This window comes from Brevibacterium pigmentatum (genome assembly GCF_011617465.1).
GTDB classification, from domain to species: Bacteria; Actinomycetota; Actinomycetes; order Actinomycetales; family Brevibacteriaceae; genus Brevibacterium; species Brevibacterium pigmentatum.
This window is the reverse complement of sequence record NZ_CP050153.1, coordinates 128,556-154,368: the sequence shown is the minus strand read 5'-3', so window position 1 is coordinate 154,368 and position 25,813 is coordinate 128,556. Positions and strand designations below refer to the sequence as shown.

Sequence of the window (25,813 nt, the reverse complement as noted above, 5' to 3'; positions counted from 1 at the left end):
CCCGTTGGTGTGCGGGCCCGCGCCCACTGGGGTTCGGGACGCTCAGGAGTCGAAGTCGACCGTGACCTCGTCGCTGACGGGGAACGTCTGGCAGGTAAGGACGAAGTTCGCTTCGACCTCGGCGTCCTCGAGAGCATAGTTGCGGACCATGTTGACCTCGCCGCCGCAGATCTTCGCGCGGCAGGTTCCGCAGACTCCGCCCTTGCAGGCGAACGGCAGATCAGACCGGGATTCCTGCGCGGAATCGAGGATGGTCTTGCCCTGCGACATCGCCGAGGTGGAACGCTTGCCGTCGAGGATGACCGTGACGTCGCTGGTTGCGCCTTCGACGACCTTGTCCGCGTGGACGACCTCCGGTGGGGGTTCGTCGACGTAGAAGAGCTCGAAGTGGATCCGGTCCTTCGGCACGTCGAATTCGGCGAGCACCTTGCGGGCGTCTTCGAGCATGCCGAAGGGTCCGCACAGCCACACATGGTCCATGCTGCCGATCGGGACGATGGCGGTGAGCAGATCCCGCAGCTTCTCCTCGTCGAGGCGGCCGGAGAAGAGCTCGACATCGCGGGGTTCGCGGGAGAGCACGTGGACGAGGTCGAGCTGTTGGTTGCGGGCGTCCTTGAGGTCGGCGAGCTCCTCGGCGAACATCACGGTGTTCGTGTGCCGGTTGCCGTAGAGCAGGGTCACCGAGGCTTCGGGGTTGGACAGCACGGTCGACGCGATGGAGAGCATCGGGGTGATTCCCGAACCCGCCGCGATGCACAGATGCCGGCCGCCGGCGGAGGCGTCGGCGCGGAAGCTGCCCGAGGGCGGCTGCACCTCGATGACGTCGCCGGCTCGGACCTCGCCCACCAGCCACAGGGAGAAGAGGCCTTCGGGGACTTCGCGCACACCGATGCGCGGGGCGGTTCCCGCCGGGGCGCAGATCGAATAGGTGCGGCGGTGCTCCTGGCCGTCGATGATGCGTCGCAGGGTCAGGGACTGTCCGGCGGCGAAGTCGAAGAGTTCGCTGTATTCGGCCGGCACGTCGAAAGTCACTGCGGCCGAATCCTCGGTGAGGTGGTCGACGGACTTCACGGTCAGCGGGTAGAAAGCCGACCGGGAGCGTCCGTCGGCGGGCTCGGTGGCGGGAGCCGCCTCGGCGGTCTGATCGATCGTCTGTGTCATCAGATCTCCTTCACATGGTCGAACGGTTCGAGGCAGTCGTTGCACTGGTACATCGCCTTGCACGCGGTCGCGCCGAACTCGGAGGACAGCCTGACGTCGTCGGATCCGCACAGCACGCAGGTCACAGCGCGGCGGGTGGGCATGAGCGTCAGCGCCACCGGGCCGGAGTTGCGCGGTGCGGCTCCGGGTGGGGAGATTCCGGCGTCCTTGAGTGCTTGTCTGCCGCGTTCGGTGATCCAGTCGCTCGTCCAGGCGGGTGTCAGGGACACGCGCACCTCGGCGTCGGGGAAACCGGCCTCGAGGAGTTCGCGCTGCAGGTCATCGCGCATCGTCGCCATCGCCGGGCAGCCCGAATAGGTGGGGGTGATGGTGGTGACGACGTGGCCGTTCTCAATCGTGACGTCGCGCAGAACTCCGAGGTCGAGGAGGGTGAGCATCGGCATCTCGGGGTCGGTCACGCGTTCGGCGGCGGCCCGGGCACGGTCGATCGCCTCGGCGGCGGTGTCGGTCGTACGGGTATCCATGTCAGCTGTGCGGGTGTCGGTCGGGGAGGTCTCGAGCATGGCGGTCACCACTGACCCTCCGGGTGCTCTCGCGCGACGACCTGCATCTCGGCGAGCAGCTTCGACAGGGCCTCGGTGTGGAGTCCGTCGCGGCCCTTGCCGCCGTGGACGCCGACTCCGGCCAGACCGCCGCGTTCGGGCCGGTCGATTCCGGCCGCGGCGAACACTTGGTCGAGGATCACGGATGCTTCGTCGGCCACCGGCGCGGGGTCGACGCCGATTCCGGCTTCGGCCACGGAGGCTTCGACGGGGTGGGTCTCGAAGAGCTCTGCCCACAGCGGCCACAGTCCATCGAGGGCTGCCACCAGGCGGGACTTCGATTCTTCGGTGCCGCGGGCCAGGGTCACGACCCAGCGTCCGGCGAAGTCGCGGTGGTAGGACATCTCCTTGACGCCCTTGGCCGCGATGGCCGCGAGCACGGTGTCGCGGCTGTCGACGAGGCGTTCGAAGATCGACAGGCGCCAGGTGGAGTAGATGAGGATCTTCGCGACCGCCTCGGCGAAGTCGCCGTTGGGCACCTCGGCCAGGCGGACGTTGCGGAAGCCCAGGTCGTTGCGGAAGTACGCGAGACGGTCCTCATCGGGCACCGGGGAGCCTTCGGGGAGTTCAGGGACGAGCTCCGGATCGGCTGCGGCGGCGCGGGCGAGCAGGAGACGCGCCTGGCCGAGGAGGTCGAGCGCGATGTTCGCCAGCGCGATGTCCTCTTCGAGGTCAGGGGCGTTCGAGCACCATTCGGAGATCCGCTGGCTGAAGACGAGGGCGTCGTCGCCGAGCATGAGGCAGTACACGCCGAGGTCCTTGGCGTCGACGCCGTCGGGCACGGTCGTGTCGACGCCGGCCAGGGGGTCTTCGAAGTCGGTGCCGAAGGCCCAGTTGGCGTCGTTGACGAGCAGACCGGAATACGCGTTGTCGTGGTCGCCGTGATCGACGTTCGTGCCGGCTTCGTCGTGTTCGACGTGGATGGTGGGTTCGTTGTTCGCAGTCATTTCTCGCCCCTTCTCACATATGGGGGACATCGGAGGGGATGTCGTAGAAGGTGGGGTGGCGATAGACCTTGTCGCCGCTGGGGGCGAACATCGGGTCCTTCTCGTCCGGGCTCGAGGCCGTGATGTCGGAGGCGCGGACGACCCAGATGCTCACGCCTTCGTTGCGTCGGGTGTAGACGTCGCGGGCGTGGTGGACGGCCATCTGGTCGTCGGCGGCGTGCAGGGATCCGACGTGAACGTGGTTGAGTCCGCGCTTGCCGCGCACGAAGACCTCGTACAGCGGCCATTCGCCACGGGTCGAGCCCACAGCGGATTCATCCTTCGCCGAGGTGGAGCCGGGGTTGGTCTCGGTCATTTCGCTGTCTCCTCGGGGGTGGTGGTGTCGACTCCGGCGGCGGGGGTCGCGTCGGCCGCGGCCGTGGTGGCGGCCGCCTCTGCGGTCTGATTCTCCGCGAAGGCGAGCGCTGCTTCGCGCACCCACGCTCCTTCGTCCCAGGCGCGCTTACGATGGGCGACTCGCTGAGTGTTGCAGGGGCCATTGCCCTTGACGACGTCCCAGAACTCGTCCCAGTTCGGGGTGGAGAAGTCGTAGTGTCCGCGCTCTTCGTTCCACTTGAGGTTCTCATCGGGGAACGTCACGCCGAGGGCTTCTGCCTGCGGGACGGACATGTCGACGAACTTCTGGCGCAGCTCATCGTTGGTGTGGGTCTTGATGCCCCAGGCCATCGACTGCTCGGTGTTCGGCGAGTTGTCGTCGGGAGGACCGAACATCATCAGCGCCGGCCACCAGAAGCGGTTGACCGATTCCTGGACCATCTCGCGCTGAGCCTCGGTGCCGCGCATCATCGTCATCAGCAGCTCGTAGCCCTGGCGCTGGTGGAAGGACTCTTCCTTGCAGATGCGGATCATCGCACGGCCGTAGGGGCCGAAGGAGGTCCGGCACAGCGGGACCTGGTTGCAGATGGCCGCCCCGTCGACGAGCCAGCCGATCGTGCCGACATCCGTGTAGGACAGGGTCGGGTAGTTGAAGATCGAGGAGTACTTCTGCTTGCCGGCGACGAGCTTCTCGGTGAGCTCATTGCGCGTGGCGCCCAGGGTCTCGGCGGCGGAGTAGAGGTAGAGGCCGTGTCCGGCTTCGTCCTGGACCTTCGCCAACAGGATCGCCTTGCGGCGCAGCGAGGGTGCGCGGGAGATCCAGTTGCCCTCGGGCTGCATGCCGATGATCTCCGAGTGCGCGTGCTGCGCGACCTGGCGGATGAGCGTCTTGCGGTAGGCCTCGGGCATCCAGTCCCGGGGTTCGATCCGATCCTTGGCCTCGATCGTGGCGTCGAACTGCGCCTGCAGCTGCGCCTCGTCGAAGCGGTTGTCGTTCATCTGAGTTGTCATGACCACTCCACCCTTGGATGTGCCCTTGTCAGGACCTGCCTCGGTCAGCGGCTGCCGACCTCGAATCGGTCCGACCATCGTAGAACCTTCGGGCTGGGATATCCATTTACTGACCATTTGTTCTGTATTGTTGCCACCAGTGTCGCACACCCCTCGCCGAGGCGCAATGCCGCCCACGCGAACGAGCCGCTCAGCCCCGCCGCCGTGCCGCGGCACTGTGGGATCGCCGTGCCGCGTCGCCGTGCCGATCAGTGGATTGTTGGGTCGATCCACGGCGTCATCGGCGACGAAACCACCGCGGATCGACCCAACAATCGCACTACCAGCGCGGCGCCTGCCGAATTCAGGTCAGCATCGGATACTTCCGCCCGCCGGATAATGTCCGATAGCGACCTATGTTTCTCGGCAACTATCCGATAGTGACCTATTCCCGCCTGCGCTTGAGGATGCGTGCGCGATTCGCAGACGAACACACCCCGACCACACCCGTGACTTGACAGCAACGACGATCGGAACGATATTTATTGACCAGATGGTCGTTAATTCTCCGACGGGCTGACCGTCCGGGATCGCGGGGAACTCTCACCGTCGTCCATACGCAGCGGCGCAGGCACTCCTCGTGCATCGGCGCCTGAACCCGCGACTCGAGGAGGAGCCGACTATGGGACAGCCCACCCACGACACGACGACCGCGGAGTCGGAGACCCCGAACGCCCCCTCCCCCGCCGAGGCGACACCACCGACCGATCCAACAGGATCCACCCAGGCGGCACCTGAGTCCCCCACCGATGCGGCCACCGAGGAGCTCACCGGTGCCGCCGCGATGTTCGCCAACGATCGCGCCTCCCAGCACCTGGGCATCACCGTCGATGACCACGGACCCGGCTGGGCGCAGTGCTCGATGACGGTCACCGAGATCATGACCAACGGCCACGACATCACTCACGGCGGCTACGTCTTCCTCTTCGCCGACACCACCTTCGCGATGGCCTGCAACTATCCCGGTTCGGTCACGGTCGCTTCGGGCGGAGACATCGACTTCCTCAAGCCCACGTACCTCGGTGACGAGCTCGTCGCCCGCGGCCACGAAGTCGTCAAGCAGGGCCGCTCGGGTATCTACGACGTCACGGTCACCCGCGGCGACGACATCATCGCCACCTACCGCGGCCGCTCCCGCACGTTGCCCGCCCGTAAGTAGACCCAGCCGACTGCACAACCTCCCGACCCGCGTCCGGCACCCAGCCGCGCCGGACCACCCCCACCGAACCACCCGTCGACGACCGGACACCGAAGAACGGTGGACCACCTCGGCGGTCTTTGGATCTGACACACAGAAGAGATTCGCAAGGAGACGATGATGACTGAGACCGACCTCGACGCCGGCGAACGAATGAGCCTGGACGAGCTGCGCTCCGACCAGCTGAAGAACCTCAAGAGGACGGTGACCTCGGTGTACGAACGGGTGCCGTTCTACCGGAAGGCCTTCGACGACCTCGGCGTGACTCCCGCCGACATCACGAGCCTCGATGACATTGCGAAGCTGCCGTTCACGAACAAGCAGGACCTGCGCGACAACTATCCGTTCGGGCTCTTCGCCGTCCCACAGGAGCAGGTCGCGCGCATCCACGCCTCCTCGGGCACAACGGGTCTGCCGACGGTCGTCGGGTACACGATGGGCGATCTCGATCGGTGGGGCAGCCTCATCGCGCGGTCCATCCTCGGTGCCGGCGGCAAGCGCGGACAGATGATGCACAACGCCTACGGATACGGCCTGTTCACCGGCGGACTCGGCATCCACGGGGCGGAGCGTCACGGGTTCACCGTCGTCCCGATCTCCGGCGGGCAGACCCCGCGCCAGGTGCAGCTCATCCAGGACTTCAAGCCGGACATCATCACGGCCACCCCGACCTACCTGCTCACGATCCTCGACGAGTTCCACAAGCAGGGCATCGATCCGACCTCGACGAGCCTGAAGACCGCGATCTGCGGCGCCGAGCCGTGGACGGACGAGATGCGCAAGGAGATCGAGAACTCCTTCAACATCGATGCCGTCGACATCTACGGCCTCTCCGAGGTCATGGGACCGGGTGTGGCCTGCGAATCCGCGGTGACGAAGGACGGCCCGACGATCTGGGAGGACCACTTCTACCCGGAGATCGTCGATCCCTTCACCGGCGAGGTGCTGCCCGACGGCGAGGAGGGCGAACTCGTCTTCACCTCACTGACGAAGGAAGCGCTGCCGATCATCCGCTACCGCACGCACGATCTCGCAACGCTGCTGCCGGGCACCGCGCGCCCGAACTTCCGCCGCATCTCGCGCATCACCGGTCGCTCCGATGACCTCATGATCATCCGAGGCGTCAACGTCTACCCCGCGAACGTCGAGACCGTGCTCTTCGAGTTCGCACCCCTGAGCCCCCACTTCCAGCTCATCCTCACCCGCCCGGGTCGGATGGACGAGATGACCGTCGAGGTCGAGGCCCGCGAAGGCGTCGGCGCCGTCGAGCTCGACGGCCTCGACAAGCTCGTGGCCGCCCGCATCAAGGAACGCCTCGGCGTCTCCTGCGCCATCGACATCAAGATGCCCGGGGACCTGCCGCGCTCGGTCGGCAAGATGAAGCGCATCATCGACCGCCGCGAGGGCGTGCGCTGAGATGAGGCGGGGCATGCGCGGAACCGACGCTGCGGACGCGCGCCGAGGCGAGTGCTGTGACTTGGATCGCGGCACTCACCGAGGTGGCCGATTAGACTGATGCGCATGCCCGAATCGTCCTCACCTGCGTCGACAGCCCCGGACTCGACGACGTCGTCCGCGGACTCGACGACCGCCGCGTCGACGTCCCCGACGACCCCCGCCGAGGCGACCGCCCCCAAACGCTCGCGCCGCGGCCGTCCCGGCTACGACCGGGAGACCTTGATCAACAAGGCCACAGAGGTCTTCGTCTCCCGCGGCTACGACGGCACGTCGATGGACACGGTCGCCCGTGAGCTCGGCATCACGAAGTCCGCGATCTACCATCACGTGAAGTCGAAGGAGGAGCTGCTGCACCTGGCGATCAGCCGCGGCATCCGTGCCCTCGATTCCGCTGTCGAGACCGAGAGCCTGCGAGAGAACGTCACCGCGCTCGAACGCCTGCAGCTGGCCGTGCGCGCCAGCGTCGTCATCCTCATCGAGTATCACCATTCGGTGACACTGCTGCTGCGCGTGCGCGGAAACTCGCCCTTGGAACGCGAAGCCCTCGAGGCCCGCCGCAACATCGATGCGAAGGTCCGTGCGCTCGTCGAGGCCGCCATCGCCGAGGGCGGTCTGCGCTCGGACTTCACCCCCGGGCTCATCACCCGCCTGCTCTTCGGCATGGTCAACTCGATCACCGAGTGGTACCGCCCCAGCTATCCCGTCGACCCCGACACCATCGCCGAGGCGGTCACAACGATGGCCTTCCAAGGCCTGGAGGCCTGAGGCTCAGCCATCCCAGCTCGCGCCGGCTGTCAGAACCCAGCCCAGCGTCCCCTCGACTTCGGAGAGCAGCTCTTCCTTCGGCGGATCATATCCGCCGATCACCCAGTCGACGGCGATCTGGATGCCGGCACCCACGAGCAGATCGCCGAGCACCCTGCGCCGGGTACCGACGACACCCCGCCCAGAGACCGCCGCTGAGAGCGAATCGGCAAGCTCACCGCCGATCTCGCGCCCGTGCCGACGGTAGAGCTCGTCGATGCGCGCACTGACTCCGAGCACTTCGAAGAGGTGGACTCGCGCGAAGATCGGGTTCTCCTGCGCCCAGCCGAGAAACCCGCCCATGAATCCGCGCAGCACCCCCATGGCCTCGGCGCCGGGTGTCGCGGCGATCTCGACACCGGGCGTCGCCGTGGTGTCAGCCCCTGATGCTGCCGTCGACTCGCCGCCCTGCGCCTCCGTCGCAGCCTCAGATCCCCCTGCATCGGCCGCACCACCGGCGAGCACCGCGGCCCGCAGATCGGCCACCACCCGCTCGTAGACTTCGACCAGGAGATCCTCCAAGGTGGCGAAGGACTCATAGAAGTAGCGCTTGTTCAACCCCGCGGTCTCGCAGATCGCGCCCACCGTGGCCGCCCGGTATCCCTGAGTCCCGAACAGTTCGATCCCTGCCGCGATGATCTGTTCCCGCCGAGCACTTTCCCGCGCTTCGCGGCTGGCCCCGGCGTAGGGGCGTCCTTGAGTAGTCACAGTGTGATCTTGACAACACTCATCGCCGAATGCAAACTGGTACGGCATCGTGCCAGAAAGGGCGAGAATGACCTCCACCAATGCAGACGACGGCCCCACGACCTCGGCGGGACTCGGCTCCCAAGCCACAGCGAACACCTCGTCCCTCAGCGCCGCTCAGCGCGAACGTGACCTCGCGGCCGCCTCGGCGAATATCTGCGACGTCGTCGTCATCGGCGGTGGGTTCACCGGCGCCGGCGTCGCTCTGGACGCGGCCAGCCGCGGACTCTCTGTCACCCTCGTCGAACGCGGCGACCTTGCCTCGGGCACGAGCAGCTGGAGCTCGAAGCTCGCCCACGGCGGACTGCGCTACCTCGCGAAGGCCGACGTCGGGATCGCGTGGGAATCCGCCGTCGAACGCGGCCGGCTGATGAACACCATCGCCCCGCATCTCATCCGACCGCTGCCGATGATCTTCCCGCTGCATCCGGGGGTCGGCCGCGTCGAGGCGGCCATGACGAACACCGGCTTCCACGCCGGCGACGTCCTGCGAATGCTCGCCCGCACCCCGAAGGAGCTTCTCCCCCATCCCCGCCGCGTCTCGGCCGCCGAAGTCCGGCAGCTCGCCCCGACGACGGCGACCGACGGCCTGCGCGGCGGGCTGCTCAGCTGGGACGGTCAGCTCATCGACGACGCACGGATCGTCGTCGCCTTGGCCCGGACCGCCGCCGAACACGGTGCGGGTGTCATCACCTACGCCGAGGCGACCGACATCGAACCCACCCGTGTGCACATCAGGGACCGCCTCACCGGGCAGGAGCACACGCTGCGCGCCCGACAGATCGTCAATGCCGCAGGCGTCTGGTCGGACACTCTCTCGGACGAGGTCGTACTGGCACCGAGCAAGGGTTCGCACATCCTCGTGCCGGCCGCCGGCCTCGGCGATCCACAGGCCGCAATCACCTCCCCGGTGCCCGGTCATTTCGGCCGCTACGTCTTCGCCGTGCCGTGGCACAACGGTCTGGTCATGATCGGCCTCACCGACGATCCGCACCACGGTCCGATCCCGGACCGCGCCCTTCCCGACGGCGATGAGGAGGCGTTCCTCCTCGACACGATCAACGCCGTTCTCGAGGACAAGCTGACCACTGACGACATCGTCGGCGGCTACGCCGGCTTCCGCCCGCTGATCAAGACAAGCGACACCTCGAGCAGCGCCGACCTCTCCCGCAGACACGCCCTGCTGCGCGACTCGCGGACCGGGGCGCTGACGATCGTCGGGGGCAAGCTCACCGCCTACCGCCGCATGGCCGAAGACGCCGTCGACGACGTCGTCAGGGTCGGCGGACTGCGCGCCGGAGCATGCCGGACGACCGAACTCGGCCTCGTCGGCAAGGGCACACCCGCACCTGGCCTGCCCGATCGCCTCGTCGCCATCTACGGAACCGACGCGGCGAAGGTGGCAGCCTACGGCGATGCCGACCCCTCCCTCAACGAACCCGTGCGCGAGGGCATCCCGCTGACCGGCGCGGAGGTCCATTTCGCCGTCGAACACGAACTGGCGCTGACGGTCGAGGACGTCATCGACCGGCGGACCCGGTGGGGACTCGTCGACGCCGACCGCGCCGACCTCTATGACGCTGTGGCCCGGCTCGCTCCGGAACTGCGCACCGAATCACGACACGAAGGATGACGACCATGGACAAGCCGCGTATGCGCTGGTGGGGCTGGGGCGAAGACGGCCACGACGGCCCGGTCAAACCCGGCGCGAAGGTGATACTGAGCAAACACTGCGGGTGGCCGGCCGGAGTCGACAGGCCGCATGTGGCGCTCGAGGACGTCGAGCTGCCCGAATCAGTCCTGCCGTGCGCAGTCAGGGCCCGTTTCGCCGAGGCGGTGGGCGAGGAATTCGTCCGCGACGATCGCGCCGTCCGCGTCTCCCATGCGGCCGGGCGCAGCCTGCCCGACCTCATCCGGCTGCGCAGCGGCGAGCTGGTCACCGCTCCCGATGCGGTGCTCTACCCGGCTTCGAACGCCGAGGTGGACGCCCTCCTCGCGCTGTGCGCCGAGGAATCCGTGGCGGTCGTTCCCTTCGGCGGCGGCACAAGCGTCGTCGGCGGCATCGATGCCGTGCGCGGCGAGTTCGCGGCGGTCGTGAGCATCAGCCTGGCCCGCCTCGACCGGATCATCGACATCGACGAGGAGTCGCTGACGGCCACCGTCCAGGCCGGAGTCTTCGGACCCGACCTCGAGGAGGCTCTGCAGGCTCGGCGCTTCACGCTCGCCCACTATCCGCAGTCCTTCGAGTTCAGCACCGTCGGCGGCTGGGTCGCCACCCGCTCGGCCGGTCAGCAGTCGACCGGGTACGGCCGCATCGATGAGAACGTCTGCGGTCTGCGCTGTTCGACTCCGAACGGTCCCGTCGAGCTGCGCACCACCCCGGCGACGGCGGCCGGACCGAATCCGCGCCAGCTGTTCGTCGGCTCCGAGGGAACGCTGGGCATCATCACCGAGGCGACCCTGCGGATCCATCGCGTGCCGAAGGCAGTGCAGGGCGACTCCTGGTTCTTCCCGGACTTCGAATCCGGGGCTGCAGCACTGCGGGAGATGGAGCAGTCGGGACTGCACCTCGACATCGCCCGTCTCTCGGATGTCAACGAGACCGCGTTCGGTCTCGCGCAGCTCGGCAGCGAGCTGCAGCGCAAGGGCGTTCTCGCCTACTTGCGCGCCCGCGGCCTCACGACTCCCTGTCTCCTCGTCGTCCGCTACGACGGCACCCCCTCCGATGTGCGTGCGCGTCGCTCGCAGGGCCGTTCGATCGTGCGCAGACACAAGGGCGTCAACCTCGGCGCGGTTCCGGAGGCCTCGTGGGAGAAGCACCGCTTCTCGACTCCGTACCTGCGGGATCAGCTGCTGCGTGAGGGCATGATCGTCGAGACGATGGAGACCTCGGCCCCGTGGTCGAAGGTGAATGACCTCCACGGCACGATCAGCGCCGGAATCGAGAAAGCGATGGCCGAGCGCGGCACTCCTGCATTCGTGCTCTGCCACGTTTCGCATCTCTACGCCACCGGCTGTTCGCTGTACTACACGGTCTTCGCCAAGCAGGATGTCGGGGCGGAGATCGCCCAGTGGAAGGCGCTGAAGTCCGCGGCCAGCGACGCCATCATGGCGGGCGGCGGAACGATCACCCATCACCATGCCGTCGGCACCGACCACGCTCCGTGGCTGCCTGCCGAGACCGGTCAGATGTGGCTGCGGATGCTGCGCGCAGCCAAGGCCGAGGTCGACCCGACCGGCATCATGAATCCCGGCAAGCTGATGAACGGACCGGATCGGCTGTGAGCGGCATCGAAGACAAGGGCGCCTTCGGCACGGATTCCACAGACCGGGGCTCTGCACGGCCGGTCGCCGATCCGGCGGTCGTGCCCGTGATCCTCAATCCCACGGCACGGCGCGGAGCGGTGCTCAGACGCATCGATCCGCTCGTCCACGCCTTCGCCGCACACGGTCTCGAGGCGCGGCTGGTGAGAAGCACGAGCGAGGAACATGCGAAGGAGCTCGCCGCAGCATTCGCCGCCGAGGGCGCCAAGGTCGTCGGCGCACTCGGCGGTGACGGGATGGCGCGTACAGTCGCCGCCGGCCTCGTCGATACGGACACGGCGCTGGGCGTCATCGCCGGTGGCCGCGGCAATGACCTCGTCGGCAAACTCGGCATCCCGAAGCGCGTCGAAGAGGCTGTGGCCACGATCGCCGACGGCCGCGATCGAGTGATCGACGTGCTCGACCTCGATGGCACGATCAGCCTCGGCAACGTCTGTCTCGGCCTCGACTCGACCGTCCAGCGGCATGCGAACTCGACCAGGGTCGTCCGGGGCCATTGGGTGTACCTGTACGGGATCCTGCGTGCGATCCTGCCGCCGAGGAGCATCGACCTCGAGCTGACAGTCGACGGACAGCGCCTCGACTTCCGGAGCCTGACCGCGGGGTTCGCGAATTCCGGCCGCTACGGGGGCGGGCTCACACTGTCACCCGAGGCGGCGATCGACGACGGACTCATCGACGTCGTCCTCCTGGGGGAGGCATGGCTGCCGAAGCTCGCCGTCGAGCTCGTCGCGTTCATGTCCGGTAGGCACGACCGTCACCCGCACATCCATCTCAGCCGGGCTCGCGAGATCCGCATCGACACTCCCGCCGGTGCCGCGCCGGTCGAGATCGTCGCCGACGGCGACGCGGTCGCACAGACTCCGGCGATCGTGACGGTCCGCCCGTCATCCCTCAAGGTCCGCGTCCCCCGGACCTCATGAACGAGGTCGCCCCGCGCCGAGGATGCACATCCTCCGCGCGGGGCGACTACTACCTGCCTGTCCGTCCGGCAGGGCCTTCAACCCATCCGGGCCCTCAGTACTCCTTGGCCACCAGGGTGAGCACGTCGTAGTTCGCCACGGGTTCGTCGTTCTGGTTGACGACCTGTGCGTCCCAACGGACCTCACCGTATTCGTCGGTCTCACGCGGGGTGATGCGCTTGGCGGTGAGCGTCACCTTGAGCTTGTCACCTGGGGAGACGGGCGTGATGAAGTTGAGCCCTTCGAGTCCGTAGTTCGCGAGCACCGGGCCCGGGTCCGGCTGGACGAAGAGTCCGGCGGCGAAGGACACGATGAGGTAGCCGTGCGCCACGCGTCCCGGGAAGAACGGGTTCGCGGCGGCCGCCTCCTCGTTCATGTGGGCGTAGAAGGTGTCCCCGGTGAAGTTCGCGAAGTGCTCGATATCGTCGAGCGTGACCTCCCGCCACTCCGAATCGAGAGTGTCGCCGAGGCGCAGGTCCACCAGCGACTTCGTGAACGGATGATCGCCGAGGCGGCGCTCCGATCCGTTGACCCATTCCCCGCCGATCGCGGTGAGCATGTCCGGGGAGGCCTGGATCGCGGTGCGCTGCATGAAGTGTGTGATACCGCGCAGTCCGCCCATCTCCTCACCGCCGCCGGCCCGTCCGGGGCCACCGTGGATGAGGTTCGGCAGCGGCGAACCGTGACCGGTCGACTCTTGGGCATCGTCACGATCGAGGATGAGCACACGGCCGTGCCATGGGGCGATCTTCCGGACGAATTCGGTGGCGAACTCACGATCGTGGGTAACGACGGAGCCGACCAGCGAACCGCGGCCACGGGCGGCCAGGCGGACGGCATCCTCGGTGTCGGAATAGGTGATGATCGAGGTCACGGGACCGAAGGCCTCGATGTCGTGGACGGCATCGGACCAGGCGTCATCGGCCTGGAGGACGGTGGCCGCGACATAGGCACCACCGTGTTCGGCGGCCAGACGATCGGATTCCTCACGCCCGCCGGTGAGCACGCGGGCTCCCCCGGCGATGATCTGGTCGACCGCGTCGAGGACGTCGGTGCGCTGCTTGTCGGAGACGACGGGGCCCAGGCGGGTGGACTTCTCGCGCGGATCGCCCACACCTTGGGTGGCGAGCTTCGCGGTGATGGCTTCACCGACCGCCTCGGCGTGGGCCTCGGGGACGAAGGTGCGGCGGATCGCGGTGCACTTCTGTCCGGCCTTGACGGTCATCTCGGCGACGACCCCGGAGACGAAGAGGTCGAACTCCTCCGTGCCGGGTGCGGCGTCGGGACCGAGCAGGGAGAAGTTGAGCGAGTCCGCCTCGGCGAAGAAGCGGGTGCCGCGCTGGGTCACACAGTCGAGCGCGGACAGCGTGCGGGCGGTGTTCGCGGAACCGGTGAAGGCGATCGCGTCCTGTTCGGCCAGGTGGTCGAAGAGCGGAGAGACGTCACCGGTGACCAGCTGGATCGCGCCGGCAGGGAGCAGACCGGATTCGATGATATCCGCGACCACGGCTTGAGTCAGGTGGGCGGTGTCGGTGGCGGGTTTGACGACGACGGGGACGCCGGCGACGAACATCGGCCCGAACTTCTCGAGCATGCCCCAGACGGGGAAGTTGAAGGCGTTGATCTGCAGCGCGAGGCCCTGCCGGGAGGTGAGGATGTGGCGGCCGACGAAGGTGCCGTTCTTCGACAGGCGTTCGACTCCGCCGTCGAGGTGGACGGTCGAGTTCGGCATCTGGCGGCGGGCGACGCCGGAGTAGGTGAAGAGTGTGCCGATTCCGCCTTCGATGTCGACGAAGGCGTCGCGCTTGGTGGTGCCGGTGGTGAAGGAGATCTCGTGGTAGTCCTTCGTGCGCTCCATGAGATAGGTCGCGAGCTTCTTGAGGATCACACCGCGCTGGTGGAAGGTGAGTTTCTGCAGTTCGGCGATGCCGGTGGTCCGGGCGTGGTCGGCGACGGCGGCGAAGTCGACTCCGGCCGAGCTCACCGAGTGCAGGAGCTCCCCCGTGCCGGCGTCGCGGACAGGCCGGGCGGAATCGGTCGCTGCCGGTGTGTGCCAGGTTCCGGCCACATAGGAACTGAGGATTTCGGTCATGCTTTGCTCTCCCTGGTGAAACGACGTCTCCCGGTCCACGGCGGCCGCATTCGGCACCGCTGCCGATTCCCAGATATATACTAACCAAGCGGTCGGTAATTGTCATAAAGAGTCGTCAGAGCAGTTCAGAAACGATCGAGCAGCTCACGCTCCGCATCGGGATGGATCTCACCGGTGTCCTTGTCCACGACCGGCTCGATGCGCCCCTGCTGCTCCCACTCGGCGGCGATGACACCGAGCTCGGCCTCGATGGCTTTTCGACTGACCCCGAAGTGCTCGGTATCGGAGATCTCAGCCATGACTGTCCTCCATCGGATCCTCGGCCGAATCGCCGGTAATCTTCGCCTTCACCTCATCGCCTACCTTCTTCGATTTCTCACCGACGGCCTTCAGCACCTGTTCCGCCTTGTCCTGGGCGGCCGGAGCCTTCTCCTTGACCGAGTCCTCGACCTTCGAGACACGGGCCCGGACCCTGGGGTCGCCCCACAGGTCCTGGACGCATCGCGTGAGCGATTCATAGCTCTGTCGACCAGCGCGGGAACCGAGGACGTATCCCACTCCGATGCCGATCGCCAATAGAAGTCTGCCTTTCATCATGCCCCTCTTTCTTCTGTTTCACCCTTTGTCAGAAGCTCCTGCACTGCCGCGAGCACCTCTGCACCCGATGCCTTGCCCGAATCGCTGCTCGTATCGATGCGCACGACCGGCCCGACGTCGAGCGGTGCACTTCGCCGCCACAGATCGACATCATTCGGATCGTCCTCGTGTATCCCGTGACGGTCTCGGTTCTCGTATCGCTCGACGGCCTCCTCCAGAGGTGCGTCGCACCATACTTCGACGACCGCCTCAGCCCTGGCGATTCGCAGGCCCTCCTTGACACTCTCGAGATCACGTTCGAGAGCCCAGAACGACTCGACCACCACCGTGTCCTCGACGAGGGATGCCAGCCTCCATGCCACTCTGCCTGCGAGCTCATGGGCTGGACCCCGGGGGGAAGCGGTAGTCCACGGAATCGACGAGCCGTTCGAGCACCTCGTCGACAGAGAGCAACGGAATGTCCGCGGCCTCGGCGAGGTCAGAGGCCAGCGTGGACTTCCCGGAGGCAGGGAGGCCGTTGACCAGGATCACTGTGCTTGCCATCGTTCGGTCCCTTCCTTGGATTCGCCGCAGAGACGCTCACCGCCCCTAGGCTCTGCTGCACGCGGCAGAATTGAGCCATTCGGCCACGATAACCTCACCGAGCAACGATTCAGAAGCAGGTCGCTGACTCACCGATCTCCACCGCCAACGAGCAGCAGCGGAGGATCGGGCCCGGATTCGGCCTTCACGCAGGTGACATCGAAGACCATCTGCAATATAGTCAGAGGCAATTACTGACCAAGCAGTCAGTCGAGGCAGACGTCCATCCGTCCGCCGCCAGACCCGAGGCACCGGCGATCACTCAGAGTCGAGGACCACCGCCTCCGGAGACGGCACCCGGCAAAGTCGCCCAGCAACAGAAGGTTCCGCTCATGTCCGCCACCGCTTCAGGCCCGGTCACTCCGAATCCGGCCACCCCTCATTCGATCACCCGCGAGGAGCGTAAGGTCCTCGCCGGCACCCTCGTCGGCACCACCATCGAGTGGTACGACTTCTTCATCTACGCTCAGGCCGCCGGCCTCGTCCTCTCCACCCAGTACTTCGGTCCTTTGGCCTCGGATAATCCGGCCCTCGGTCAGATCATGGCGTGGGCGTCGCTGGGCATCTCGTTCCTCTTCCGCCCGTTGGGCGCGATCATCGCCGGCCACCTCGGCGATCGGATCGGACGCAAGAAGATGCTCGTGCTCACGCTCATCCTCATGGGAGCCGCGACCTCGCTCATCGGTCTGCTCCCGAACTACGCGATGATCGGTGTCGGCGCCCCGATCCTGCTCACCCTGCTGCGGATCCTCCAGGGCTTCTCCGCCGGCGGCGAATGGGGCGGGGCCGCGCTGCTGTCGGTCGAGCACGCCCCGATCTCCAAGCGCGGCATCTTCGGCGCGTACCCGCAGATCGGTGTGCCGGTCGGCATGATCCTCGCCACCGGTGTGATCTGGGTGCTCACCACGGTCCTCTCCGCCGAACAGTTCGCGAGCTTCGGATGGCGGATCCCGTTCCTCTTCTCCGTCGTCCTCGTCTTCGTCGGCTATTACATCCGCCGGCAGGTCGAAGAGTCCCCGGTCTTCGCCGAGCTCGCCGAGCGCAAGGCCGAATCCTCGGCTCCGCTGGGCACCCTGTTCAAGAAGAACACGAAGGAAGTCATCCTCTCCGCGCTCATCTTCATCGGCAACAACGCCGTGGGCTACATGATCATCGCGTTCTTTGCCGCCTACGCCTCGCGACCCGTCGCCGAGGGCGGTTCCGTCGGCCTCGACCGGGCACCCGTGCTGTTGGCGACGACGCTCGCGAGCTTCGGCTGGCTGGTCTTCACGATGTGGGGCGGCGCGCTGTCGGACAAGCTCGGTCGCGTGCGAACCTTCCAGATCGGGTACGTCCTGCTCATCGTGTGGCTCATCCCGACGTTCCTCATGATCGATATGGCGAACATCTGGATGTACGGCATCGGCATCTTCGTCCTCACCGTCGGCATGGGCCTGTCTTACGGCCCGATGTCGGCGATGTATGCGGAGATGTTCCCCGTCGAGGTCCGCTATTCGGGAGTCTCGATCGGCTACGCACTCGGCGCGATCCTCGGCGGCGCCTTCGCCCCGACCATCGCCGAGACCCTGCTCGCCGAGACCGGCTCATCGATCTCGATCGCGATCTACATGATCGTCGTGTGCATCGTCTCGCTCATCGGCGTCAGCCTCGTCAAGGAGACCAAGGGCAACGACCTCGGCCTGACGAAGCATCACTGAGGCTGCCGCGAACCCCTGGTTCGTCACCTGCACCTCGATTTCCTGGTCGATCCACGGTGATTCCTCCGCCTGAAACGCCGTGGATCGACCCAACAATCCACCGAGGCGGCGCACCCCCTCAGCAGCTCTCGCATAGGCTGGCGACATGACTGCACCGACCCCTACTGAGCTGACGTATCCCGACATCGAAGCCGCGGCCGCCCGGATCGCCGGACGGGTGCGGCCGGTCACCGTGGCCCCGGCACAGCCGGGCACCCTCGCCGAGGCGGCCTCCCCCACCGCAGCCACGTGGAGCTCCGGCCCCGCCGAGGACCCGAACGCATCCGGCCTGCTCTTCGCCCTCGAGTTCATGCAGTACACGGGCACGTTCAAGGCCCGCGGCGCGCAGAACTTCATCCAGTCTCATCTCGCCGAAGGCACCTTCCCCGAGGCGGGAGTGACCATCGCGTCGGGCGGAAACGCGGGCCTCGCCTGTGCGTGGGCGGCTCGTGCCGCCGGTGTGCCCGCCACGGTGTTCCTGCCCGCGAACGCCCCGGAGGTCAAGGTCGAGCGCCTGCGCTCCTATGGTGCCGAGGTGGTGCTGACTGGCAGCGAATTCGCCGAGGCGGCCGCGGCCTGCCACGACTTCGTCGCCTCATCGGGGGCGTTGGCCTCGCATGCCTACGACCATCCGCTCATCGCCGCCGGCGCGGGCACTCTGATGACCGAGATCCTGGCGCAGGTGCCCGACCTCGATACGGTCGTCGTCTCCGTCGGCGGAGGCGGACTGTTCGCCGGGGTCGCGACGGCCGCGACCTATCACGGAGTGCGCACGGTGGCGGTCGAGCCGGAGAACTGTCGCGCTCTCAGTGCTGCGATCGAGGCGGGAGAGCCGGTCGACGTCACGGTCGATTCGGTGGCATCGGATTCGCTCGGTGCCCGAAGGGCCACACCGCTGGCACTGGCTGCGGCACGGTCGGATCTGGTCACCTCGGTGTTGGTCAGCGATGAGGCGATCATCGGTGCCCGGCAGCACCTGTGGGATCAGCACCGGTTGGCGGTCGAACATGCGGCGGCCACGGCACTGGCGGGAGTCCACGGTTCGGGCGGCTATGTGCCGGCCGAGGGAGAGAAGGTCTGCGTCGTCCTGTGCGGGGCGAACACGAGCCTCGGCGATCTCTGAGACGCGCGGTCAGCGCGGTCGAGCGCCGGAAATCAGCGCGTTCGGTCGCGGTCCTTCGACTTCAGGGATGCCTTGATGAGGCCGAAGATCGCGAGTGCGACGACGACCGTGATGATGGCCTTGACGAGGAACCACGCGATGGAGAACGCGACGTTGACCACCCACCACGCGATGATGACAGCGATGATCGCGCCGATGATGCTCCACACGGTACTCATCTTCATGCCTCAAGCCTAGGCCTGAGCACACAGCTGTGCAATGACGCGGCGTCATCAGGTTCTGTCCCCTGCCTCATCACTCGCTGAACTGATCATCGGGGCAAAACCCGTGTATCTGCACAAAACGTGATGACGGACCCGGAGGCCTCTCCGTCACCCAGCGTCAGCAGCGTGGACCCGGACCGCGCGGGCTGACCAGCGGCGGTCAGCGAAGCCCACTTCGATCGGGTGGTCGAAGGCGGCGGAGACCTGCTCGGAGGTGAGCACCTCGGCAATGGGGCCCGCAGCTGTCAGCCATCCTTCGGAGATGAGCGCGGCGTGAGTGGTGGTCTCGGGGATCTCCTCGAGATGATGCGTGACCAGCAGCGTCGACAGCTCCGGCGAGCGCACGGACAGGTCGTCGATGGTCTCGAGCAGCTGCTCGCGGGCAGCGACGTCGAGACCGGTGGTCGGTTCGTCGAAGAGCAGCAGCTGCGGATCGGCGACGAGTGCCCGCGCCACGAGGGCACGGCCCCGTTCCCCCTGCGACAGGACACTCCACCCGGCATCGGCACGGGAATCCAAGCCCACCTCGGCGATGTGGGCATCGGCCTTCGCGATATCGGCAGGTGTGGGCTCCCACCGCATGGGGCGTTCGACGGTGCCGGTCAGCCCGGTGAGCACGACCTCGCGCACGGTGAGGTTCGACCTCAGCGGATGGCGCGGGTTGACATGCCCGATGAGTCGACGCAGAGCGGCGAGTTCGACCCGCCCCATCCGAGATCCGAGGATGTCGACGGTGCCCGAGGTCGGGAACACCTGCGCCGAGGCGAAGCTCAGCAGCGTCGACTTCCCCGCCCCGTTCGGCCCGATGAGCACCCAGTGCTCGCCGGCGGCGATGCGCAGATCGATGCCGTGGAGGATCTGCGTCTGCCCACGTCGGAACGTCACATCGGCAATGTCGAGGACGGTCTCGGCCACGTCTCACTCACCTCTCAAAATCGACGGCCCCACCGTCCGATGGGGCCGATCCGATTCTAGGCCTCCCCTCGCCGAGGCGGTCGCGGAGTTGGGAGACCGCCGTTCCGCATCGTGGATCCGAGTGCGCCGAAAGCTCAGTTCAGAGCGTCCTCCGGTGCCGAGATCTCGCGGCGGAGGATCTTGCCGGTCGGGCCCTTGGGCAGCTCGTCGACGATCCACACATTGCGGGGGTACTTGTACGCGGCGACGCGGTCCTTCGCGAACTCACGCAACGCTTCGGCGTCGACGCTGCTGCCAGCTTTGAGGGCGACGGCGGCCCCGATCTCCTCACCGAGGTCGTCATTCGCGATGCCGATCACAGCCGCCTCGGCGACGGCTTCGTGCTCGTAGAGCGCTTCCTCGACCTCACGCGGATAGACGTTGTAGCCGCCGCGGATGATGAGGTCCTTCTTCCGGTCGACGATCGTGTAATAGCCGTCCTCGTCCTGCTCGGCGAGGTCGCCGGAGTGGAACCATCCGTCGCGGATGGCCACTTCTGTCGCCTCCGGTCGTCCCCAGTACCCCTTCATCACGGGTTCGCCCTTGATGGCGATCTCGCCGATCTCACCGACGGGAACGTCGTTGTCGTCATCGTCGACGAGCTTCATCTCGACTCCGCGCACGGGCACGCCGATGGTGCCGGTCTTGCGTTCCATTCCCGGCTGGTTGAAACAGGCGACCGGGGAGGTCTCGGACAGCCCGTAGCCTTCGAGGATGATGCAGTCGAAGGCGGACTCGAAGTTCTTCATCACTTCGACGGGCATCGCCGATCCGCCGGAGATGCATGAGCGCAGGCTGGAGACGTCGAAGTTCTCCCGCCCTTCGGCGTTGAGCATGCGCGCGTACATCGTCGGCACACCGATGAAGATGCTGACCTTCGCTTCCTGAATGGTCTCGAGGGCCTCGATCGGGTCGAAGCGCGGGATGAGGGCGAGGCAGGATCCGCTGAGCACGGAGGCGTTGAGTCCGCAGGTCAGGCCGAAGCAGTGGAACAGCGGCAGGCAGCCCATGACCATATCCTCCTCGGTGAGGAAAGTGAGGGTCTCGGCGGTGACGGCCGCGTTGCTCATCATGTTGAAGTGGGTGAGTTCCGCACCCTTCGGCTGCCCGGTGGTGCCCGAGGTGTAGAGGAGGACGACGGTGTCGTCGTCGGCTCGGGACACCACTTCGGTCGTAGGATCGAAGGCGGAGAGCTGATCGGCGAAGTCGGCGGGATCGACTCGCACGCATTCGATGCCGACCGCGGCCGCCGCCTTCCCGGCCTCACCCGCCATATTCTTCCACGCGAAGACGATCTGGGCCCCGGAATCCTCGAGGTAGTACTGCACCTCGCGGTCCTTGAGCAGCGGGTTCATCGGCACGACGATGGCGCCGACGGACAGCGCCCCGTAGAAGAGGACGGGGAATTCGAGGACGTTGGGCAGGACGAGTCCGACGCGGTCGCCGGGCCCGATTCCCCTGTCCTTGAGCATCGTCGCCACCTGCTGCGCCTGGTCCTGCAGCTGCGCATACGTCAGCACGGAATGGCCGAGGCGGACGGCAGGTCGCTGTCCGTGCCGGCTTGCGGTGGCGGTGAGATTGGCGGCGAGGTTGGTCATCGCTTCCTCCAGGCTTGATTCGTTCGTCGTTGATCGGCTCGGAGCTGGTGCTGGAACCACCACTGGTTGTGGCCCCAGCACAGGAGAAGAGTCGACTGAGCGGACGGGTCCGACTCCCGTTCGGCTCCCGCCGTCCGGCTCTATGGTGCCCATACTGCCGTTGCCGGCAGGGTCGGGCAACGGGATGTGCAACAGAAACACGAGTCATCGATTGTGGTCGGACGACAAGTATGCCCGTAAGCTTCTGCCATGGTCGCCAATCCACTCGTCCTGCGCATCGTCGACCGTGTCCGAGCAACGCTGCCGGCCACGGTCCAACGTTCGGTCAGTCGCACCTGGCGGGAAGTGCCCGCTTATCCGGCCAGCCCGGACAAGAACCTCGCCGAGGATCTCACCGCACACACGTTCACCGTCTTCGAAGCCGCGCTCACCCCCTTGGAGGAGGGCCGCCGCGCGACCGCCGGGGACTTCCCGATCACCGCCTCCCAGGCCCGGCGGCGACTGCGGCAGGGCGTGACTCTGCCGGACTTCCTCACCGGTTTCCGGATCGGTCAGGAGACCCTGTGGGAGGCGATCGTCGATGCCTCGGATTCCGAACAGGAGACCCGCGATGAGGCGCTGCACATCGCCATCCACGTCATGAGCGTCATCGAGGTCGGCAGCTCCGTCGGGGCCGTCGCCTACCTCGAGACCCAGCAGCTTGAGATGGCTGAGGGCGACCGGGTCCGCCGTGACCTCGTCGACGATCTGCTCTCCGGTCGCCGCTTGGCACCGGGGCCGAGCGCGGACCTCGCCGAGGTGTCCGACCTCCGCCCGGATTCGCGCGTGCTCGTCGCAACGGCCACCTCGCAGACGCCGCTGCGTGATGATCGAGGGATGCGGGAGGTCATCACCGCCCTGCGCTCGGTCTTCGATTTCGGCCGTCGTGGCATCGCCGTGGTCCTCCAGGATCAGATCGTCGGCATCACGCCGGTGACTTCCGACGGGACGACCACCCTGGCCGATCTCGAACGGGTCCACCGGGAGCTGTCCCGCCACGGCACCGACCTGTGCGTGGGCACCTCCACCGTTCACGAGGGTCTGGACCGTGTGCCCGAGGCGTACCGCGAGGCCGTGCTCGCGCAGGAGAGTCTCAACGGTGTGCCAGGAGTGAGGTCGCTGCATGCGCTCACCCCGATCGACTACCTCGTCACCCTCGACGACAAGGTCGCCCACCGCATCATCCGGCCCGAACTGCGCCGGTTCGTCGAGGACGATCTCGCCGCCGGCGGTGTCCTCATCGAGACGCTGCTCGAATACGCGGCGTGTGACCTCAACGCCAAACTCGCCGCCGAGCACCTCCACGTCCACGTGAACACCGCGTACTACCGGCTCGACACCGCAGCCGACCGCACCGGCCGCAACGTCCGCAGCTTCACGGATCTGCAGGAGACGATCATCGCCATCCGTATGCTCACCGCGCGCGGAAACGTCCCGACCTCGAATTGAACGATCCCCGCACCGAGGCGGCTCCTCGTCGGTCAATTCAGCTGAGTCTGCGGCCGGCGCAGGTTCAGACCCGGGCCATAATGGAGGCATGCATGATGCCGCCGATTCGAATGAGGACCTCCGTGAGGAGTACCGCATCAAGATGCGCGGTCGGCTTCTGCGCCGGTCCGCGTCCTTCAATGTCGCCCACGCCGTCGACAGTCTCGAACCCGGTACCGGCGCACAGAGCATCCAACGCGCGCTGACTCTGCTCAACCTCGTCGGCCTCATCGCCGGTGAGAGACGTGAGGGCGCGAGTCTGTCCGAGCTCGCGTCGATCAGCGGCCGTCCGAAGGCCAGCGTCCACCGTATGCTCCAGGCGCTCATCGCCATGGGCTACGTCGAACGCCTCGAAGAGGGCGGATACCGCCTCGGCGTGCAATCGCAGATCCTGGGTCAGCTGGCCCAGAAATCGGTGGATCCCCTGGTCACGGAGTCCGAGTCGAGTCTGCTGCGCTTGGCCGAACTCAGTCAGGACACCGTGTTCCTCACTCTGCGCACCGGCAGCTATTCGATCTGCGCCCGCCGCGAGGAGGGTTTCGGTGAGATCTTCAACAACGCCCTGTCCGTGGGCGACCGACACCCTTTGGGCATCGGGGCCGGATCGCTGGCGATCCTCTCCGAGCTCTCCCCCGCCGAGGTGGACGCCCAGTTCGAGGCCAACGCCGAGATCCTTGCCGAAAGGTATCCGAAGGTCTCCGTCCCGCATCTGCGCGACATCATCGATCAGGCCCGCATCGACGGCTTCGTCCACAATCCGGGGCTCTTCGCCAAGGGGTCGTGGGCGGTGGCGGTGCCGCTGCGCATCCGCGGCTCCCGCCCGCAGGCGGCTCTGTCGATCGCTTCGATCGCCGATCGCGTCACGGGTTCACGGGTCGAACGCCTCGTCGCTCTGCTGCGCCGGGAAGCGAAGGCCATCGCCGAGGTGCTGAGCTCCCATCCCGTCCACGACCCGAACTCCGGCGACCTCTGAGCCGCCCCTCAGCGCCGGCGCAGGAGGCGGACTCCGGTAGCGTGAAGGGCATGCCGGAGCCTCCTGATTCCACGACCGTGTCCCTGCCGATCACCGAACTGCGCGACCTGTGCATCGCTGCGATCACCGCGGCCGGCGGGTCGACCGCACTGGCGCAGTCCCTGGCCGAGGCGACCGTGGCCGCAGAGCGCCGCGGCAAGACCGCCGTCGGCACGGCGCACCTCTTCGACTACCTCGATGGGCTCGAAGCCGGCCGCATCAACGGGCAGGCACAGCCGCGAGTGACGAATCGTCTGCCCGCAGCACACCATGTCGACGCCGACCGCGGCACTGCGCAGCTCGCGTTCGACGCAGTTGTCGATGACTTCGCCGCGTCTGCCGCGAAGCTCGGCATCTCGGTCCTCAACATCTCCAATGCCTTCACTGCCGGCGAACTCGGCTATTACACGACACGGCTTGCCGAGCGAGGCCTGGTGGCGCTGGCAGGGGCCAACTCACCAGCGCTGATGTCGCTGTTCAGCTCACCGGGCTCGGCGACCGGAACGAACCCGTTCTCGTTCGCCGTTCCCCATGCCGACGGCCCGCGCATGTTCGACCAGGCGACCAGTGCGACCGCCTGGGTCAACGTCCGCGACGCCGCCGATCGGTCAGAGGCGATCCCCGAAGGGTGGGCACAGGACCCGAACGGGGCGGCCACGGTCGATGCCGAGGCCGCCCTCGCCGGTTCCCTGCTGCCATTCGGCGGGGTCAAGGGCAGCAATGTCGCACTCATGATCGAACTCCTCGCCGTCCATGGCGGGGGCCGCTTCTCCGTCGACGCACCCGCCTTCGACTCGGGACAGGAGAACCCGGGCACGGGACTGTTCGTCATCGCGATCGCGGCAGACGCCTTCGACCCTGACTACTCGAAGCGGGTCGCCGAGCACCTCGATCGTCTGCACTCGCAGTTCGGCGTCGATTTCGGTCGCAAACGCACCCTCGAGGTCGCCGAACTCCCGCGCGAACTCCACTCGGCGCTCCTCAGCCGCAGCTGAGTTTCGCCGACCGGATTCCGAACTAGACGGCGGCTTGATCTCCCAGTCCCGCACGAATACGACGGACGGCGTCGTCGAAGGACTCCTCGGTCACCTTGGCGGCTGCTGCGGGGTCTCCCGCGTCGACGGCGTCCATGAGTCGGCGCTGATGTTTGAGCAGCGGCACCGTGTCCGCAGCGGCGATCTCGAGCCTCGCTCCGACGAGCTTGTAGGCCCGGCATCGCAGCCACAGAGCCCGGATCGTCTCGGCGAGGACGGGATTGCCCGAGGCAGAATAGATCGTCGCAAGCAGCTCTTCGTCGTGGTCGAGGTACTTCGAGGCATCGCCGGAGTCGAGAGCCGCCTCCATCGCCGCGAATTCCTCATCCAATCGTGCCCGGCCCACCTCATCGAGCTTCTGAGCACCCTGGACCGTCGCCTCGACCTCGAGGATGCGACGCACGGAGTAGATCTGCAGCAGCTCCTCGGCGGTGAAGGTCTTGACCACCGCTCCACGGTGCGGGCTGGTCTCGACGAGCCCGACCGCCTCGAGCCGGGCCAGCGACTCCCGCACGGGCATGACGCTCGTGCCCAGGGACGCCGCGAGCTGGCGGATCCGCAGACGATCCCCGCTGCGATATTCGCCTGACAGAATGCTCGCCTGCAGCGCCTCGAACACCTGGTCGCCGACGCGCGGGCCGATCTCGGTCTGGGTCTCGCTCATAGT

General features: G+C 66.9%; 26 protein-coding genes. 11 read left to right on the top strand and 15 right to left on the bottom strand.

Annotated features, from left to right (window positions below):
• Positions 1-42: 42 nt before the first annotated feature.
• Genes paaE through paaA form a run of 5 tightly spaced genes read right to left on the bottom strand, consistent with a single transcriptional unit; the run spans position 43 to position 4,096 of the window.
• Positions 43-1,161 carry a 1,2-phenylacetyl-CoA epoxidase subunit PaaE gene (gene paaE / locus GUY30_RS00665; RefSeq protein WP_167193224.1) on the bottom strand — a complete coding sequence of 373 codons (1,119 nt, stop codon included), beginning with the start codon at positions 1,159-1,161 and terminating at the stop codon, positions 43-45.
• The gene (paaD, locus tag GUY30_RS00660) at positions 1,161-1,724 is read right to left on the bottom strand and encodes a 1,2-phenylacetyl-CoA epoxidase subunit PaaD (RefSeq protein ID WP_228281566.1); all 564 of its coding nucleotides are present in this window, start codon (positions 1,722-1,724) and stop codon (positions 1,161-1,163) included. Before paaD ends, paaE begins: the two co-directional genes overlap by 1 nt.
• 5 nt (positions 1,725-1,729) lie before the next feature.
• Positions 1,730-2,710 (bottom strand): 1,2-phenylacetyl-CoA epoxidase subunit PaaC, encoded by a 981-nt coding sequence (gene paaC, locus GUY30_RS00655; protein WP_167193222.1) that lies wholly within the window; start codon positions 2,708-2,710, stop codon positions 1,730-1,732.
• A gap of 13 nt (positions 2,711-2,723) precedes the next feature.
• Complete coding sequence (gene paaB / locus GUY30_RS00650) at positions 2,724-3,065, bottom strand: 1,2-phenylacetyl-CoA epoxidase subunit PaaB (protein WP_228281564.1); 342 nt, start codon at positions 3,063-3,065, stop codon at positions 2,724-2,726.
• Complete coding sequence (gene paaA, locus GUY30_RS00645) at positions 3,062-4,096, bottom strand: 1,2-phenylacetyl-CoA epoxidase subunit PaaA (RefSeq protein ID WP_208091456.1); 1,035 nt, start codon at positions 4,094-4,096, stop codon at positions 3,062-3,064. The genes paaB and paaA overlap by 4 nt, the downstream gene beginning before the upstream one ends.
• Positions 4,097-4,757: 661 nt before the next feature.
• Between paaA and paaI the strand changes: the two genes are divergently transcribed.
• The 3 genes from paaI to GUY30_RS00630 all read left to right on the top strand — a co-directional run bounded on the left by paaI (position 4,758) and on the right by GUY30_RS00630 (position 7,556).
• A complete protein-coding gene (gene paaI, locus GUY30_RS00640; protein ID WP_323127768.1) occupies positions 4,758-5,294 on the top strand; it encodes a hydroxyphenylacetyl-CoA thioesterase PaaI in 537 nt (178 codons plus the stop codon).
• A 159-nt stretch (positions 5,295-5,453) separates the two neighbouring features.
• The gene (locus GUY30_RS00635; RefSeq protein WP_167193220.1) at positions 5,454-6,749 is read left to right on the top strand and encodes an AMP-binding protein; all 1,296 of its coding nucleotides are present in this window, start codon (positions 5,454-5,456) and stop codon (positions 6,747-6,749) included.
• Positions 6,750-6,854: 105 nt separating this feature from the next.
• On the top strand, positions 6,855-7,556 hold the full coding sequence (locus GUY30_RS00630; protein WP_167193218.1) for a TetR/AcrR family transcriptional regulator: 702 nt from the start codon (positions 6,855-6,857) through the stop codon (positions 7,554-7,556).
• A 3-nt stretch (positions 7,557-7,559) separates the two neighbouring features.
• On the opposite strand, the gene GUY30_RS00625 is transcribed toward GUY30_RS00630, so the two are convergent.
• Positions 7,560-8,303: a TetR/AcrR family transcriptional regulator gene (locus GUY30_RS00625; protein WP_167193216.1), complete on the bottom strand. Its 744-nt coding sequence runs from the start codon at positions 8,301-8,303 to the stop codon at positions 7,560-7,562.
• Positions 8,304-8,370: 67 nt separating this feature from the next.
• Between GUY30_RS00625 and GUY30_RS00620 the strand changes: the two genes are divergently transcribed.
• The 3 genes from GUY30_RS00620 to GUY30_RS00610 are packed head-to-tail and all read left to right on the top strand — an operon-like array spanning position 8,371 to position 12,589.
• A complete protein-coding gene (locus tag GUY30_RS00620) occupies positions 8,371-9,975 on the top strand; it encodes a glycerol-3-phosphate dehydrogenase/oxidase (protein WP_167193214.1) in 1,605 nt (534 codons plus the stop codon).
• A 5-nt stretch (positions 9,976-9,980) separates the two neighbouring features.
• A complete protein-coding gene (locus GUY30_RS00615; protein WP_228281562.1) occupies positions 9,981-11,627 on the top strand; it encodes an FAD-binding oxidoreductase in 1,647 nt (548 codons plus the stop codon).
• Entirely contained in the window at positions 11,624-12,589 is a 966-nt protein-coding gene (locus GUY30_RS00610) for a diacylglycerol/lipid kinase family protein (protein WP_167193210.1), read from the top strand. Before GUY30_RS00615 ends, GUY30_RS00610 begins: the two co-directional genes overlap by 4 nt.
• A 94-nt stretch (positions 12,590-12,683) precedes the next feature.
• Here GUY30_RS00610 and paaZ read toward each other — a convergent pair whose 3' ends face one another.
• The 5 genes from paaZ to GUY30_RS00585 form a co-directional block, all read right to left on the bottom strand.
• Complete coding sequence (gene paaZ, locus GUY30_RS00605; RefSeq protein ID WP_167193208.1) at positions 12,684-14,720, bottom strand: phenylacetic acid degradation bifunctional protein PaaZ; 2,037 nt, start codon at positions 14,718-14,720, stop codon at positions 12,684-12,686.
• A gap of 125 nt (positions 14,721-14,845) precedes the next feature.
• Positions 14,846-15,019, bottom strand: a complete 174-nt coding sequence (locus GUY30_RS00600; protein ID WP_167193206.1) for a hypothetical protein — start codon at positions 15,017-15,019, stop codon at positions 14,846-14,848.
• On the bottom strand, positions 15,012-15,317 hold the full coding sequence (locus GUY30_RS00595; protein WP_167193205.1) for a YtxH domain-containing protein: 306 nt from the start codon (positions 15,315-15,317) through the stop codon (positions 15,012-15,014). The genes GUY30_RS00600 and GUY30_RS00595 overlap by 8 nt, the downstream gene beginning before the upstream one ends.
• The gene (locus GUY30_RS00590) at positions 15,314-15,679 is read right to left on the bottom strand and encodes a hypothetical protein (protein ID WP_167193203.1); all 366 of its coding nucleotides are present in this window, start codon (positions 15,677-15,679) and stop codon (positions 15,314-15,316) included. Before GUY30_RS00590 ends, GUY30_RS00595 begins: the two co-directional genes overlap by 4 nt.
• A gap of 13 nt (positions 15,680-15,692) precedes the next feature.
• Positions 15,693-15,860 (bottom strand): P-loop nucleotide/nucleoside kinase family protein, encoded by a 168-nt coding sequence (locus GUY30_RS00585; RefSeq protein WP_167193201.1) that lies wholly within the window; start codon positions 15,858-15,860, stop codon positions 15,693-15,695.
• 371 nt (positions 15,861-16,231) lie between these two features.
• Between GUY30_RS00585 and GUY30_RS00580 the strand changes: the two genes are divergently transcribed.
• Complete coding sequence (locus GUY30_RS00580) at positions 16,232-17,596, top strand: MFS transporter (RefSeq protein WP_167193199.1); 1,365 nt, start codon at positions 16,232-16,234, stop codon at positions 17,594-17,596.
• A 145-nt stretch (positions 17,597-17,741) separates the two neighbouring features.
• Complete coding sequence (locus GUY30_RS00575) at positions 17,742-18,758, top strand: serine/threonine dehydratase (protein WP_167193197.1); 1,017 nt, start codon at positions 17,742-17,744, stop codon at positions 18,756-18,758.
• A gap of 32 nt (positions 18,759-18,790) precedes the next feature.
• Here the strand turns inward: GUY30_RS00575 and GUY30_RS00570 are convergent, their stop codons facing one another.
• The 3 genes from GUY30_RS00570 to GUY30_RS00560 all read right to left on the bottom strand — a co-directional run bounded on the left by GUY30_RS00570 (position 18,791) and on the right by GUY30_RS00560 (position 21,573).
• A complete protein-coding gene (locus GUY30_RS00570) occupies positions 18,791-18,982 on the bottom strand; it encodes a hypothetical protein (RefSeq protein WP_062860502.1) in 192 nt (63 codons plus the stop codon).
• A gap of 147 nt (positions 18,983-19,129) precedes the next feature.
• Positions 19,130-19,936 (bottom strand): ABC transporter ATP-binding protein, encoded by an 807-nt coding sequence (locus GUY30_RS00565; RefSeq protein WP_167193195.1) that lies wholly within the window; start codon positions 19,934-19,936, stop codon positions 19,130-19,132.
• A 134-nt stretch (positions 19,937-20,070) separates the two neighbouring features.
• Positions 20,071-21,573: a long-chain-fatty-acid--CoA ligase gene (locus GUY30_RS00560; RefSeq protein ID WP_167193193.1), complete on the bottom strand. Its 1,503-nt coding sequence runs from the start codon at positions 21,571-21,573 to the stop codon at positions 20,071-20,073.
• Between the two features lie 249 nt (positions 21,574-21,822).
• On the opposite strand from GUY30_RS00560, the gene GUY30_RS00555 reads away from it, so the two are divergent.
• The 3 genes from GUY30_RS00555 to GUY30_RS00545 all read left to right on the top strand — a co-directional run bounded on the left by GUY30_RS00555 (position 21,823) and on the right by GUY30_RS00545 (position 25,107).
• The gene (locus GUY30_RS00555) at positions 21,823-23,061 is read left to right on the top strand and encodes a PucR family transcriptional regulator (protein ID WP_167193191.1); all 1,239 of its coding nucleotides are present in this window, start codon (positions 21,823-21,825) and stop codon (positions 23,059-23,061) included.
• Positions 23,062-23,149: 88 nt separating this feature from the next.
• Positions 23,150-24,073 carry an IclR family transcriptional regulator gene (locus tag GUY30_RS00550; RefSeq protein WP_167193189.1) on the top strand — a complete coding sequence of 308 codons (924 nt, stop codon included), beginning with the start codon at positions 23,150-23,152 and terminating at the stop codon, positions 24,071-24,073.
• 50 nt (positions 24,074-24,123) lie between these two features.
• Positions 24,124-25,107, top strand: a complete 984-nt coding sequence (locus GUY30_RS00545) for an Ldh family oxidoreductase (RefSeq protein WP_167193187.1) — start codon at positions 24,124-24,126, stop codon at positions 25,105-25,107.
• Positions 25,108-25,129: 22 nt separating this feature from the next.
• Here the strand turns inward: GUY30_RS00545 and GUY30_RS00540 are convergent, their stop codons facing one another.
• On the bottom strand, positions 25,130-25,810 hold the full coding sequence (locus GUY30_RS00540; protein ID WP_167193185.1) for a GntR family transcriptional regulator: 681 nt from the start codon (positions 25,808-25,810) through the stop codon (positions 25,130-25,132).
• Positions 25,811-25,813: the final 3 nt, after the last annotated feature.

What these genes read in the sequence shown, in the direction of transcription:
- paaE (WP_167193224.1), bottom strand. Translation starts at nt 1,161, where the DNA reads ATGACACAGACGATCGATCAGACCGCCGAGGCGGCTCCCGCCACCGAG.
- paaD (WP_228281566.1), bottom strand. Translation starts at nt 1,724, where the DNA reads ATGCTCGAGACCTCCCCGACCGACACCCGCACAGCTGACATGGATACC.
- paaC (WP_167193222.1), bottom strand. Translation starts at nt 2,710, where the DNA reads ATGACTGCGAACAACGAACCCACCATCCACGTCGAACACGACGAAGCC.
- paaB (WP_228281564.1), bottom strand. Translation starts at nt 3,065, where the DNA reads ATGACCGAGACCAACCCCGGCTCCACCTCGGCGAAGGATGAATCCGCT.
- paaA (WP_208091456.1), bottom strand. Translation starts at nt 4,096, where the DNA reads ATGACAACTCAGATGAACGACAACCGCTTCGACGAGGCGCAGCTGCAG.
- paaI (WP_323127768.1), top strand. Translation starts at nt 4,758, where the DNA reads ATGGGACAGCCCACCCACGACACGACGACCGCGGAGTCGGAGACCCCG.
- GUY30_RS00635 (WP_167193220.1), top strand. Translation starts at nt 5,454, where the DNA reads ATGACTGAGACCGACCTCGACGCCGGCGAACGAATGAGCCTGGACGAG.
- GUY30_RS00630 (WP_167193218.1), top strand. Translation starts at nt 6,855, where the DNA reads ATGCCCGAATCGTCCTCACCTGCGTCGACAGCCCCGGACTCGACGACG.
- GUY30_RS00620 (WP_167193214.1), top strand. Translation starts at nt 8,371, where the DNA reads ATGACCTCCACCAATGCAGACGACGGCCCCACGACCTCGGCGGGACTC.
- GUY30_RS00615 (WP_228281562.1), top strand. Translation starts at nt 9,981, where the DNA reads ATGGACAAGCCGCGTATGCGCTGGTGGGGCTGGGGCGAAGACGGCCAC.
- paaZ (WP_167193208.1), bottom strand. Translation starts at nt 14,720, where the DNA reads ATGACCGAAATCCTCAGTTCCTATGTGGCCGGAACCTGGCACACACCG.
- GUY30_RS00600 (WP_167193206.1), bottom strand. Translation starts at nt 15,019, where the DNA reads ATGGCTGAGATCTCCGATACCGAGCACTTCGGGGTCAGTCGAAAAGCC.
- GUY30_RS00595 (WP_167193205.1), bottom strand. Translation starts at nt 15,317, where the DNA reads ATGATGAAAGGCAGACTTCTATTGGCGATCGGCATCGGAGTGGGATAC.
- GUY30_RS00585 (WP_167193201.1), bottom strand. Translation starts at nt 15,860, where the DNA reads ATGGCAAGCACAGTGATCCTGGTCAACGGCCTCCCTGCCTCCGGGAAG.
- GUY30_RS00580 (WP_167193199.1), top strand. Translation starts at nt 16,232, where the DNA reads ATGTCCGCCACCGCTTCAGGCCCGGTCACTCCGAATCCGGCCACCCCT.
- GUY30_RS00575 (WP_167193197.1), top strand. Translation starts at nt 17,742, where the DNA reads ATGACTGCACCGACCCCTACTGAGCTGACGTATCCCGACATCGAAGCC.
- GUY30_RS00570 (WP_062860502.1), bottom strand. Translation starts at nt 18,982, where the DNA reads ATGAAGATGAGTACCGTGTGGAGCATCATCGGCGCGATCATCGCTGTC.
- GUY30_RS00560 (WP_167193193.1), bottom strand. Translation starts at nt 21,573, where the DNA reads ATGACCAACCTCGCCGCCAATCTCACCGCCACCGCAAGCCGGCACGGA.
- GUY30_RS00555 (WP_167193191.1), top strand. Translation starts at nt 21,823, where the DNA reads ATGGTCGCCAATCCACTCGTCCTGCGCATCGTCGACCGTGTCCGAGCA.
- GUY30_RS00550 (WP_167193189.1), top strand. Translation starts at nt 23,150, where the DNA reads ATGCATGATGCCGCCGATTCGAATGAGGACCTCCGTGAGGAGTACCGC.
- GUY30_RS00545 (WP_167193187.1), top strand. Translation starts at nt 24,124, where the DNA reads ATGCCGGAGCCTCCTGATTCCACGACCGTGTCCCTGCCGATCACCGAA.
- GUY30_RS00540 (WP_167193185.1), bottom strand. Translation starts at nt 25,810, where the DNA reads ATGAGCGAGACCCAGACCGAGATCGGCCCGCGCGTCGGCGACCAGGTG.